The sequence below is a fragment of the Bacillus nitratireducens genome, assembly GCF_001884135.1.
In the GTDB taxonomy this organism is placed as follows: Bacteria; Bacillota; Bacilli; order Bacillales; family Bacillaceae_G; genus Bacillus_A; species Bacillus_A nitratireducens.
Genome location: NZ_MAOC01000019.1, coordinates 100,621 through 112,636, shown reverse-complemented (window position 1 = coordinate 112,636; position 12,016 = coordinate 100,621). Strand labels below are relative to the sequence as shown.

General features: G+C 35.0%; 17 protein-coding genes and 1 riboswitch. Of the genes, 6 read left to right on the top strand and 11 right to left on the bottom strand.

What is annotated here, in order from left to right; genetic code table 11:
* Positions 1 to 29 precede the first annotated feature (29 nt).
* The 7 genes from BAU23_RS05440 to BAU23_RS05410 all read right to left on the bottom strand — a co-directional run bounded on the left by BAU23_RS05440 (position 30) and on the right by BAU23_RS05410 (position 6,219).
* Positions 30 to 1,379 (bottom strand): aspartate aminotransferase family protein, encoded by a 1,350-nt coding sequence (locus BAU23_RS05440; protein ID WP_000850945.1) that lies wholly within the window; start codon positions 1,377 to 1,379, stop codon positions 30 to 32.
* A gap of 177 nt (positions 1,380 to 1,556) precedes the next feature.
* Positions 1,557 to 3,107, bottom strand: a complete 1,551-nt coding sequence (locus tag BAU23_RS05435; protein WP_001098254.1) for a solute symporter family protein — start codon at positions 3,105 to 3,107, stop codon at positions 1,557 to 1,559.
* A 2-nt stretch (positions 3,108 to 3,109) separates the two neighbouring features.
* Entirely contained in the window at positions 3,110 to 3,451 is a 342-nt protein-coding gene (locus tag BAU23_RS05430) for a DUF485 domain-containing protein (protein WP_000817363.1), read from the bottom strand.
* A 247-nt stretch (positions 3,452 to 3,698) separates the two neighbouring features.
* Positions 3,699 to 4,328, bottom strand: coding sequence for a sterol desaturase family protein (locus tag BAU23_RS05425; protein ID WP_000832714.1), 630 nt, complete (start codon positions 4,326 to 4,328; stop codon positions 3,699 to 3,701).
* Positions 4,329 to 4,405: 77 nt separating this feature from the next.
* On the bottom strand, positions 4,406 to 4,699 hold the full coding sequence (locus BAU23_RS05420; RefSeq protein ID WP_000286371.1) for a hypothetical protein: 294 nt from the start codon (positions 4,697 to 4,699) through the stop codon (positions 4,406 to 4,408).
* Between the two features lie 19 nt (positions 4,700 to 4,718).
* Positions 4,719 to 5,351, bottom strand: coding sequence for a LysE family transporter (locus BAU23_RS05415; protein ID WP_000466555.1), 633 nt, complete (start codon positions 5,349 to 5,351; stop codon positions 4,719 to 4,721).
* A gap of 139 nt (positions 5,352 to 5,490) precedes the next feature.
* Entirely contained in the window at positions 5,491 to 6,219 is a 729-nt protein-coding gene (locus BAU23_RS05410) for a YqcI/YcgG family protein (protein WP_001005930.1), read from the bottom strand.
* Between the two features lie 262 nt (positions 6,220 to 6,481).
* On the opposite strand from BAU23_RS05410, the gene cspB reads away from it, so the two are divergent.
* Positions 6,482 to 6,679: a cold shock-like protein CspB gene (gene cspB / locus BAU23_RS05405; RefSeq protein ID WP_001161729.1), complete on the top strand. Its 198-nt coding sequence runs from the start codon at positions 6,482 to 6,484 to the stop codon at positions 6,677 to 6,679.
* 119 nt (positions 6,680 to 6,798) lie between these two features.
* On the top strand, positions 6,799 to 7,047 hold the full coding sequence (locus BAU23_RS05400; protein ID WP_000534729.1) for a DUF2564 family protein: 249 nt from the start codon (positions 6,799 to 6,801) through the stop codon (positions 7,045 to 7,047).
* A gap of 34 nt (positions 7,048 to 7,081) precedes the next feature.
* Here BAU23_RS05400 and BAU23_RS05395 read toward each other — a convergent pair whose 3' ends face one another.
* From BAU23_RS05395 to BAU23_RS05385, 3 genes are all read right to left on the bottom strand, one after another.
* Positions 7,082 to 7,258, bottom strand: a complete 177-nt coding sequence (locus tag BAU23_RS05395; RefSeq protein ID WP_000358801.1) for a zinc-finger domain-containing protein — start codon at positions 7,256 to 7,258, stop codon at positions 7,082 to 7,084.
* A 12-nt stretch (positions 7,259 to 7,270) separates the two neighbouring features.
* Positions 7,271 to 7,930 carry a ribonuclease H family protein gene (locus BAU23_RS05390; protein WP_000875540.1) on the bottom strand — a complete coding sequence of 220 codons (660 nt, stop codon included), beginning with the start codon at positions 7,928 to 7,930 and terminating at the stop codon, positions 7,271 to 7,273.
* Positions 7,931 to 8,081: 151 nt separating this feature from the next.
* On the bottom strand, positions 8,082 to 8,567 hold the full coding sequence (locus BAU23_RS05385) for a QueT transporter family protein (RefSeq protein WP_001026481.1): 486 nt from the start codon (positions 8,565 to 8,567) through the stop codon (positions 8,082 to 8,084).
* A gap of 6 nt (positions 8,568 to 8,573) precedes the next feature.
* Positions 8,574 to 8,618: riboswitch (PreQ1 riboswitch) on the bottom strand.
* A 131-nt stretch (positions 8,619 to 8,749) separates the two neighbouring features.
* On the opposite strand from BAU23_RS05385, the gene BAU23_RS05380 reads away from it, so the two are divergent.
* From BAU23_RS05380 to BAU23_RS05370, 3 genes are all read left to right on the top strand, one after another.
* The gene (locus tag BAU23_RS05380) at positions 8,750 to 9,622 is read left to right on the top strand and encodes an aldose 1-epimerase family protein (RefSeq protein ID WP_000127413.1); all 873 of its coding nucleotides are present in this window, start codon (positions 8,750 to 8,752) and stop codon (positions 9,620 to 9,622) included.
* A gap of 70 nt (positions 9,623 to 9,692) precedes the next feature.
* Positions 9,693 to 10,079, top strand: coding sequence for a reverse transcriptase-like protein (locus BAU23_RS05375; RefSeq protein ID WP_000573868.1), 387 nt, complete (start codon positions 9,693 to 9,695; stop codon positions 10,077 to 10,079).
* Between the two features lie 13 nt (positions 10,080 to 10,092).
* Complete coding sequence (locus BAU23_RS05370; RefSeq protein WP_000711152.1) at positions 10,093 to 10,998, top strand: DMT family transporter; 906 nt, start codon at positions 10,093 to 10,095, stop codon at positions 10,996 to 10,998.
* 2 nt (positions 10,999 to 11,000) lie between these two features.
* Here the strand turns inward: BAU23_RS05370 and BAU23_RS05365 are convergent, their stop codons facing one another.
* Positions 11,001 to 11,261: a DUF6123 family protein gene (locus BAU23_RS05365; protein WP_001195213.1), complete on the bottom strand. Its 261-nt coding sequence runs from the start codon at positions 11,259 to 11,261 to the stop codon at positions 11,001 to 11,003.
* Between the two features lie 182 nt (positions 11,262 to 11,443).
* On the opposite strand from BAU23_RS05365, the gene BAU23_RS05360 reads away from it, so the two are divergent.
* Positions 11,444 to 12,004, top strand: a complete 561-nt coding sequence (locus tag BAU23_RS05360) for a cysteine hydrolase family protein (RefSeq protein ID WP_000806342.1) — start codon at positions 11,444 to 11,446, stop codon at positions 12,002 to 12,004.
* Positions 12,005 to 12,016 lie beyond the last annotated feature (12 nt).

Genomic DNA, 12,016 nt, shown 5'->3' with positions numbered 1-12,016 from the left:
GCGAGCCGTATTACGGCTCGCTTCGTTCATTAAATGCGTTCCATCGCTGTCTTCAACGTTCCAACAACAAAGGCAATTTCTTCACTTGAAATAACAAGCGGTGGTGCTAACGTTAAGACGTTATTATATCCTGCTGTTGTCATACCGTTACGCCCAATAATAAGTCCTTTTTCTTTACAGGCATTTACAACAGTTGCGATTTTATCATTATCAATTGGCTCTTTCGTTTCTTTATCATTTACTAGTTCGATCCCAACTAATAGCCCTTTCCCTCTAATATTCCCAACAAGTGGATGTTCTCCGATTTCTTCTTTTAATTGCTCTAATAAAAGTGAACCCATTTGTGCAGAGCGCTCGATTAAATTTTCATTTTCCATAATCTCTAAATTTTTAAGCGCTAATGCACAAGCCGCTGGGTTTCCACCAAATGTATTAATATGGCGGAAAAATTCATATTCTCCCGTTCCTTTAAATGCTTCATAAATTTCCTTTTTCACAGCTGTTGCTGATAATGGTAAGTATGCGCTCGTAATACCTTTTGCCATCGTAACGATATCAGGCTTAACGTCATAGTTCATAAACCCAAATGCTTTTCCAGTACGCCCAAAACCACAAATAACTTCATCACTAATGAGTAGTGCCCCGTGTTTTTGACATGTTTCGTGAACAGCTTTCATATAGTCTTGTGGCGGCATTAAAATACCTCCACCTGTAATGATTGGTTCCATAATAAATGCTGCTATCGTTTCACTTAATTCCCATGTCATGACACGATCGACTTCTTTTACACACTCTACATCATAAATATTTTGTGATTCCATTTCTGGCATACGGTAACAATCTGGAGGCGTTACGTGTAAAAATCCTGAAGCAAACGGCTCATATTGATATCTACGCTGCGCTTGTCCTGTCGCTGCCATTGTCGCCATTGTATTTCCATGATATCCGCGGTAACGTGACATAAACTTATAACGATGCGGTTCACCTTTTTGAGCATAATATTGCCTTGCTATTTTAAAAGCTGTTTCATTCGCTTCTGATCCACTATTAGAGAAGAATATAACATACTCTCCACCAAGCCACTCGTTTAACTTTTCAGCAAGCTTTATAGCTGGCTCATGTGATTGTGACATTGGAAAGTATGATAATGTTTGTAATTGCTTATAAGCCGCCTCTGCGAGCTCTTTTCTGCCATATCCACTATTCACACACCAAAGACCACTCATACCATCTAAGTATCTTTTTCCTTGTATATCTTCAACCCAGCACCCTTCTGCTTTTGCCCCTACCATTGTATTATTTGGACTAAAGGGACGCATTCCGTGCCAAACATATTGCTCATCTTTTGCTAATAATTCATCAGTCTGTTTCGTTTTCATCATTTCTTCCACCTTCCATAACAACTTATTTTTCACAAAGCTGCACTGGTACCATGATGATTTAAATTTCTCCCTGCTTATTTTCATTCCACAAAATTTTGACAAATCCTACTAACAATACAGTAATATTTACAAGAAAAAGAAGCTTTTCTTATATATCGAAAAGCTCCTCTTTTTTTAATGTGAAGAAGCATCACTAATACCATGACCAGTATTAGATTTCACAAGAATTTCATCAAACTTCGCTGCATCTTCTTTCTTACTAGAGAAAACAGTTCCTAAATATGCTGCAAGGAATCCAAGTGGAATTGAAACAATTCCAGGTGTCGTATATGGGAATATCGCTTCCCCGACAAAAATAGCTTTTCCAGCTACAGGATTCCAAACGTTTGGACTTAATGCTACGAGAACGATTGCTGATACAAGACCGACAATCATACCACAAATCGCTCCCGTTGTATTAAAACGCTTCCAATAAATTGTGAATAATATGACTGGTAAGTTTGCGCTAGCAGCAACTGCAAATGCTAATGAAACTAAAAATGCTACGTTCAATGTTTGCGCAAATAAAGCGAGTATAATAGATACTATCGCTACTCCAATAGACGCATAGCGAGCCATTGACACTTGCTCTTTTTCCGTTGATTTTCCTTTGCGAATAATTTCATTATAAAAATCATGTGCGAATGCTGATGCTGCTGTTAATACTAGGCCTGCCACTACTGCTAAAATAGTCGCAAAAGCAATCGCCGATACGAAAGCAAATAAGAAATCTCCACCTAACGCTTTAGCTAATAAAGGTGCTGCCATATTACCAGCAGGGTTTGCTTTAATAATTGCCTCATTTCCTACAAACGCCGCTGCTCCAAACCCTAAGAAAATCGTCATAATATAAAACGCGCCAATTAACCACGTCGCATATACAACAGATTGACGTGCCGTTTTTGCATCACGTACTGTGAAAAAGCGAACAAGAATATGTGGTAATCCTGCTGTACCAAGAACTAGTCCTAAATTTAAAGAAAGTGTATCAAGACCATCCTTATACTTTACTCCTGGATTTAAAAACGAATCTTTTAATGGAGTAGCAGTTTTCATTTGAGCGAACATTTCAGTCACACTGAAATTAAATTTGGAGAAAACGATAACAGAAATAATAAATGTACCAGCCATAAGTAGTACAGCCTTTACAATTTGAACCCAGCTAGTAGCTGTCATACCTCCAAAAATAACATACACGGTCATAAGTGTGCCGACAATTAATACAGATGTCGTGTATTCGATGCCTAATAATAATTTAATAAGTGCACCCGCACCAACTAATTGTGCAATCATATAAAAAATTGAAATCGTCATCGTATTAAGTGCTGCAACTCCGCGAACTTTTTTCGCATCAAAACGTGCTGCAATCATATCCGCTAACGTGTACTTTCCTAAATTTCTAAGCGGTTCTGCAACAAGATATAGAACAACTAAATAAGCAACTAAAAAACCGATACTATAAAAGAATCCATCAAACCCAGTTAATGCGATTGCTCCGGCTATACCAAGAAATGACGCAGCAGACATGTAATCTCCAGCAATGGCCAGACCATTTTGCCAACCAGTTAATCCCCCACCAGCTGTATAAAACTCACTCGCATTTTTCGTTTTTTTCGATGCAAAATAGGTTATGACGAGCGTACCGAGAACAATAATTAAGAATAGTGCAAACGCAGTAGTATTCAAATTCAGCCCCTCCCTTTTTGCATATCTTGCAGAATTTTTTGCGAGATTTCATCAAAGGATTCTGCTTTTTTGCTATAAATCATACATAATGCCCACGTCATTATAAATTGCGCAAATGCAAATACCCACGCCCATGTAACATCACCAAACACCGGTGTATTAAGCACCTTTGAATAGGATGTTAAAATAGGTAATGTAATAAAAAAACTTAAAAAGAAAATACTCATCGGAACGATAAACTTCTTTTTCTTATTTAATAGCAATTGAAACTCTTCTGACTGAACAACCTCTGTATAATTCACCTCATTTTGCAACTTACGTGCTGACGTATCATCTCGTTTCATTCCCTGGTCCCCTCTCTTACTTGAAATGCACTTCCCCCTTGCATACATAAAGGTCGAATTTTATAAATATTCAGAAACTTATTTTCATTTTAGACAATCCGTACATTCCTGCAAAGATTTTTCGATAGACATTTTTCGGCATTTTCCCCTAAGTTTTTAATATACTTTTTCAACATAAAATTTACGTACTTCAATCCCGCACCAGTCAAACTTTGATACTAGTTAAAACAGAATAAAAAAGTAGTGCTTATCGCACTACTTCTGTTTTTTTCTCTTTTTCTAAATTACGAGCTGTTTCGCTTAATTCAACTTCTTTTCCATCTTTAAGCGTTCCAAATATAAAATCGAATACTGGATTTGAAACACCAAACCAAAACTTTTCATTTTTATAATGGTGTAATATATGCTGTTTTTTTAACCATCTTCCAAAATTAGTAAAGGGACGAATCGGTTTATGTGCAATATAATGTTTCCATTCATAAACGAGGAGCATGATAATCATTCCGATTCCAAATGAAAGTGTAACAGTAACACTTTTTGTAATACCATATGATATAAGTAAATATACAGTAAAACTAGGTATACTAAACCATACAGGCAAAAATAAAAGTTTCAAATCATCTGGATATACGTGATGATCATAATGTAATCTTCTTAACATTTTTAATAAAAATGCGTTTTTAGGCGGCTTTAAATGGAATAAAAAACGATGTGTCATATACTCGTTAAACGTATAAAAAACAATCCCAAACACACACGCTAACATACCAATCCATGTGAAAAATTGCATTTTTAAAATAACGATAAAAATTAATAAAATACTATACATAATAACAATATCATGTTGCAAAAAGAATTCCTTTACCACTCTCTTCACCTTTCTTCCCCCTTTTCCCAAAAAACAGCCGTAACATATCGTTACGACTATTTCTTTACTATTTTATTCTATTCACTTTACAAATTTGCCTGCTGTTCTATTGTCGAGAAAAAAGTGTTCGGACCAAATATATTTTGCTTAGGGATAATGTGTTCTACTGCAAACACTGTTACTTCACCCCTTTGTACTTCTCCAATAATAAGCCCAAATATTTCATGATTTACTGCAAACGTTGGTTGTTTCGTTTGCAGCAACCTTGCTGCATTTTTAAATACCGCTTCATATAATGGGTTCCTGTCAGTAATTTCTTTTCGGATTTTTGGTGCTAGTGTGATGATAATTTCTTTTCCGTCAATAGTGGTTCGATACATAAAAATCTCCCCTTCAATCTTATGTGAACAACTGTAAAGCTTTGTATGCAAAATGGATAGAATATCCTACTAAAATAATACCTGCTCCGGCTGTAATATAGCCAAGTGCTTTTGGTTTTAATAAAGTTCTTCCAAAATGTACAGAAAAAGCAATATTTAAGTTCCACAAAATAATACCAATAATAATGCAAAGACTGTACAAAAAAGCTTCTTGTTTCGTTACCTTTGTAAGCAATGAGCTAAGTGTACTTCCGTATATGCCAAACCAAAAAACTAGATTTAATGGGTTGGATATCGCAATTAAAAATCCCGCCATAAAGGATTGTTTAAGTCCACCTACCTCTTCTTTGTTATATTCCATATTCGAGTGGGAGATTCCTTGTTTTACACTTTGAAATCCTAAATAAAATAACAGGAAAAACCCAGTGCAGTACATAAAAGCTTGTACATATGTATACATAAACACAGAAGATAAACCAAAATAAATAAGAAGCATAAACAAAATATCAGCAGTCATGCCCCCGATTCCAACAATCCACGCATGCCAAAATCCACGTTCAATTCCACGTTTTAACATTTCAATATTAATTGGACCTACCGGTGCAGCTAATGAAATACCCAATACTATTTGTTGTATAATTGCTCCAAACATCGCTCTATCCTTTCTACTTCTTTTACTACTAAGTAATGATGGAAATATAGAAAATAGACTAGCTTTCATAAAAATTATTCACTAATACAATACCCTTTTTTATCCAAAATATACAAAAGAGCCATCCAGTTGATGGCTCTTATTTCTCTATCTTATGATGAAAAGGACATTTATCTTTAATCGGTTCTATATCATCTCCAATAAAATATTGCTTCCATTCACGATGGTTAGGATCGCCATAGTGACTAATGTTAGGATGCTTCGGCAGCTGATCCCACTTTTCCACTCGCTCACGAACCATTTGTCTCGAATATGAGCCTTTAGGACGATCTCCTTCTAAGCCCTCGAAAATAGTTCGTGGCTGGAATCCAATAACGAGAGAATTTCCTAAGTGCCTAGTCTTTCGCTGTTTATAAGCCGGTGCATTTCCAAACGCAAATATCGGTTCACCACCAAATGAAAATTCCCATAAATAATGATCTGGATCTGTTGGAATTTGCTTCGGCCATGTTTGATCATCGTTTTCATGTAAATATTGTAGTACTTTCCAAAAATAATCTCGATAATATTCGATTGATTTCTCTTCACATTCCGGCTCTACAAAAAGAAAAAATCCTCTTCTTACAATTGGCCGTTCTTTCATTAACTCCAAAAAAGATAACATTGTATTGGGTAAATGCCCCCAATCATTATGAGAGAGAAATGAATAACGAAGTTCATTCTTTTTCAACGCTGTTAAACCGAAATAACACGGAAAAGTTGGTTCTAGCACGACATTCGAAAAATCATGAAATTCTTTTGCAACCCAATTCGGTATGTCGACTCTATTTTTCATTCCTTCATTATCTAATAAATAAGACTCATTCATTCTTTCACCTCATTATGTACAGCTTTCATTTAAGAATATTACATACGTGGCTTGTCCTATACCTTATTAAAAATTTGAGCGGGAAGTTATTTAAAAATACAAAAAATAAAACCGCTTACTTGACTAAATTCTACCAATTCGTGTATATTTAAATTAATCATTTAGCAGAATATTCTAGATTATAGCATTTTAAAATTATATTTTCTTTTTAATGAATTTCACTAAATGAAAAAAGTAATCGTTTTTTAGGAGGAATTGTAACATGCAAGGAAAAGTAAAATGGTTTAACAATGAAAAAGGTTTTGGATTTATCGAAATGGACGGCTCTGATGATGTATTCGTACATTTCTCTGCTATTCAAGGTGACGGCTACAAAGCTTTAGAGGAAGGTCAAGAAGTATCTTTCGACATTACTGAAGGAAACCGTGGACCTCAAGCTGCTAACGTAGTAAAACTTTAATCCAACATATGACAGGAGGTTACCTAACTTGGTAACCTCCTTTGTTATTCCTTTGTATATTTCCGTTTTACAGAGCAAAAACTATGTGAAATGCGCAAAATACAAAGGAGGCAATAACAATGGGTTCACATGTAAATGATTTTGAAGAAGTAAAATTCCGTGTAGAAACTGCACAAAAAATGGTAGGTTCTGCAACGATTTCAATGGATCCGGACACATTAGAGCATGCTTCTACTGCAGTAGAAGCAGCTCGCTCTCAGCTTGAAATTATGAAATCTGTTGCAACAGATTTAGATGAGCCATTTTTAATGAATGAGGAAAAGAAATTAAGTAAGTGCGAGCATCAATTACATGAAGCAAGGCACTAAAAAACATCCAGAGAGTTTTCTCTGGATGTTTTTTTTATGACAACTGTTCTCCATATTTTTTCAACGTTTCTCCAACTGTACATTGTCGTATACAAAATGAATGGGCATAATATTTACTATTTGTTTTTCGATTATGTTCTCGCAAAAAACATCCTTCACAATACGTTTCTAATAAGTCATTCACCTCTGTAATGAGTTGCTTTTTATCCACTTTTGCACCTCTCTATTCGGTTATTTCTTTATGACTATCAATGACTGTCCCTTCTAAAGCTTGCGTTGCTAATTGATGCGCCTCTTTATTTTGTTTTCTTGATATCGGTTCACAAACAAGCTTTAATTTCATTTGCTTCGCTTTTTGTTCAATTTGATCTAAGTAATGATTTAAATGTTCATCATAGCAAGGCCATTCACCAGCTAATTGCTGCAGTACAACTTGAGAATCCCCCCGAAGTGTAACCGGTTCATATTTAATTCCTAATTCCTCGAGTGTATTCATCCCGTATAATAATGCTGCATACTCCGCTTCGTTATTATCATATATGCCTTCTATGTATGCATTGCGACGAATTCGGTAATTTGTATTTCCTTTTTTATAGTATACACATATACCAACCCCAGCTTCTTTCGTCTGTACATCATAACCACCATCAAAATAAACTTGAATTTCTTGAGGATCTTCCTCCACTTGCTTACTCAGTTTTTTCATTTCTTTTAATGACCATTCCGCGTCCATTTCATCGAAAAATAACAGTTCTTTCACCCTACCTGTTTTCTCAAAATCCTCCGCAAATTGAAGTACTTCTTCTATGTTCATATAATCTGTTGTTAATTCGGTTTGTAAACCACGCTTCGTTTTATACAACCAATGTATTTTATATTTCATACTAGATTCCCCTTTTATAAGACTTCTTATATGTAGCCAGCTAATGAAAGCCTCACTTTATTTTATTATATTGTATCAAGAGTCACAGCATTATATTCAATGTGATTACATACAAAAAGAGCTATCCCTTTAGGAATAGCTCTTTCATCTATTACATAAATCTTTCAAATTGTACTCGTTTATTAATCCAGTACATTACAGGCATACCAATTGCCATTACAACAAATTCACCAACCGCACAAGTTAACCAAGTCAACATGAATGGTAAATCAAATGCAAGATGAAGTTCAATTGCTATCATAAACATTGTAATTGTAAAAATAACTGTATTAAAAATCATACGAGCCCAAACACCTTTAATAAAGCGCATAGAAATAATAGTTGCAAGTAGCGCAAGAATCGATTGTCCTACTCCAAATACTAAATCGTAAGCGATCATAGGTGAGAAAAAGAGATTCGTTAAAAATACACCTAATACAATCCCGTAAATTGCTTTCTTATTGAATACAACGAGATGATTAAACATCTCTGAAATACGAAACTGTACACTGGTAAAGCCAAATGGCTGAATAAGCATAGAAACAGCAATATATAATGCCGCTAAAATACCATTACCGACTAATGTTCTTATATTCATGACAAAATCTCCTTAGTTTTTTTACGTGGGATGGTTTCGAACCACGTTATTCGTTTTTAAGCAACAAGATTATATTGTACGCAATAGGCACTCTTTCGTCAATAGATTCCTATCATTTACTACCTTTTTTCTTTTGGACGACGTATAATAAAACATATGAAAGATTTAGGAGGTTTCACTTCATGACAGCAACAATTCAAAATGAAAAAGTGATCGTTTCCATTTCTGACAAAGGTGCAGAATTACAAAGCGTTCGCTTAAAAGAAGATAACACTGAATACTTATGGCAAGGCGATTCTACTTATTGGGGGCGCCGCGCACCAATTTTATTCCCAATTGTCGGCCGATTAGTAGATAATACATACTACGTAGATGGTAAACCATATTCTTTAACACAACACGGCTTTGCTCGTGATCTTACATTCTCTGTAAAAGAACAAAGTGAAACGAAAATCACTTATATTGTTACTAGTAATGAAGAAACATTAAAAAAATACCCATACGAATTCGAATTACTCGTTTCTTATGAGCTAGACGGACAAATCGTTCATGTAACATATGAAGTAAATAACCCTACTTCAAAAGAGATGTTCTTCTCAATCGGAGCGCATCCTGGCTTCAACTTCCCCTTATTAGAGGGCGAATCATTTACAGATTATCATTTATCATTTAATGGTTCTGAACGCTTAGAAACAAGCGTATTAGAAGGACCTTATCTTTCAAGTAAAAAGCAATTAATCGCTGAAAATACGAATGAATTACCACTTACATACGATTTATTCAAAAATGATGCACTTATTTTTGAAAATATGAATACGGATGAAATCTCTATTCGTTCTCATAAACATAATAAATTTGTAAAAGTAGAATTTGACGGATTCCCATTTGTCGGCGTATGGACACCAGGCGAGAACGCACCTTTCTTATGTATTGAACCTTGGTACGGGATTGCTGATGAAATAAATCCAGCAAAAGATTTCAAGGAAAAAAAAGGAATTCAATCTTTACAAGCGAATGAAACATTTACATGTCGTTATAGTATTACAATTGGCTAAGTTACTCTATCCCCTACTTTAAAGAAACATATAAGTAGGGGATCATCTTATAATTTGGAGGTTTCTCATTTTGATTGAAGTATATATTGATGGTGCATCAAAAGGAAATCCTGGTCCTTCTGGTGCAGGAGTGTTTATTAAAGGGGTTCAACCAGCTGTACATTTATCATTGCCCCTTGGGACAATGTCCAATCATGAAGCAGAATACCACGCTTTACTTGCGGCATTAAAATATTGCACGGAACATGATTATAACATTGTCTCTTTTCGTACCGATTCGCAACTTGTCGAGCGAGCTGTTGAAAAAGAATACGCAAAAAATAAAATGTTTGCACCACTATTAGAGGAAGCACTGCAGTACATAAAAAGTTTCGATCTCTTTTTTATTAAGTGGATTCCAAGTAGTCAAAATAAAGTCGCTGATGAATTAGCTAGAAAAGCTATCTTACAAAATTAACGGGGGTATGAGTGTGAAAAAAGATTGGATTGCTCCTCTTGCTTTATTATTTGTCTCTTTTATTTGGGGAGCTACGTTTGTTGTCGTCCAAAATGCTATGTCTTTCGTTGGTCCATTTACTTTTAATGGGATTCGCTTTTTATTCGCTGGAATTATTTTATTATTCGTTCAAATGATTTTCTCAAAAAAAGCTTCAAAACAGGATATAAAACAGAGTAGCCTCGCTGGATTAATCGTTGGATTCTTTTTATGCGTTGGCTATGTATTACAAACATTCGGCTTACTCTATACAACTTCTTCAAAAGCTGGTTTTTTAACAGGGCTTAGTATCGTTATGGTACCAATTTTGTCTTTTATCTTTTTAAAACAAAAAGCTACCATTTTTATCGTACTTGGTATTGCTGTAGCAACAGCAGGTTTATACTTATTAACGGCTGGTGATTCTTTTCAATTAAACATTGGAGATATACTCGTTCTCGGTTGTGCAGTTGCTTTCGCTGCCCATATTCTTGTTAACGGCTTCTTTTCTAAGAAAATATCACCTTTATTGTTAAGCACATCGCAAGTATTAGCTGTCGGTATGTTTTCTTCTATTTGCGCCTTTTTGTTTGAAGATTGGGAAAAATTATTTTCAGTAGCACTATGGACGAATTCTTCTTTTTTATTTGCTCTATTTCTAACTTCCCTATTCGCGACATCCATTGCTTTTTTCATTCAAACATCGGCACAAAAACATACGTCTCCAACGAGAGTAGCAATTATTTTCGCAATGGAGCCCGTTTTTGCTGCATTAACAGGCGTTCTCGTTGCAAACGAACAACTTTCCATTTCTGCTATTATCGGATGCCTATGTATTTTCCTAGGCATGGTTTTTGTTGAATTACCTTCCAAAACAAAAAAAGAAGCGCAGGCTGCGTGAAGTTACGCTTGTAACTTCCGCATAAAAGCCTTAGCGCTTTTTTTATCTGTAATCTCTTCTTCTTTCAATCGTTCTAATAACGCAACAAAATAACTACCATCAAACTGTAATTGATGTTTAATCGTCGCTTCTATTGCTACGTTCACAATTCCATCAGACGCACCGGTGTATCCTTGTCCGAACATAATAAACCCTTGTGCTTCCTCTGATAATTTAAATCCTTTCGTATGTAAGAATGAAAGATAATCTTCTACTGTTTGCATGATATTCCCACCTACTCAAAAATTCTCCACTTCCTATCATACATGTTTTTATACTCTATGAGAATGAAATTTCTTTGACAACTTTGTAAATCGCTCGTCTACTTCACTCACGATAGAGGATTCTCATACACTATTACGGAATATATAAAGTGAAAATTATTCTGTATTAAAGGGGAGAAACAATGAAACAAGCACTATTAATTATCGATGCTCAGCAAGAATTAATGGATGGAAATGAACAAGAAAAAGAAGTTTTTCGTAAAACGGAGTTACTATCTACACTAAATACAGCCGTACAGAAAGCGATAGATGCAAATGTCCTTATTGTTTTCGTAAGAGATATCGATGTTGCTTCTGGTAGCGGAGAAGGATTTGAAGTACATAATGAAATTAAAGTACCTCAGTCTGCAATCCTTATTAATAAAGCAGCAACAAACTCATTCTATGGCACTTCTCTACTTGAACTTTTAAAAGAAGAAAAAATTAATCATATTGTTATCGGTGGATGTAAAACAGAACATTGCATCGACACCGCAGTTAGAACAGCGACTGTACAAGGATTTGACGTTACATTAATTAAAAATGGTCATTCCACAACTGATTCTAACGTATTGTCTGCAGAGCAAATTATTGGTCATCATAATAAAACTTTACATGGACATTATAACGTTGATCATTTTTCAATGGTTAGAGATGTCGAGGAAGACCTTTTTCAACCTATTCATGATCAATATCGCGATTAAGTTGGCTATAAA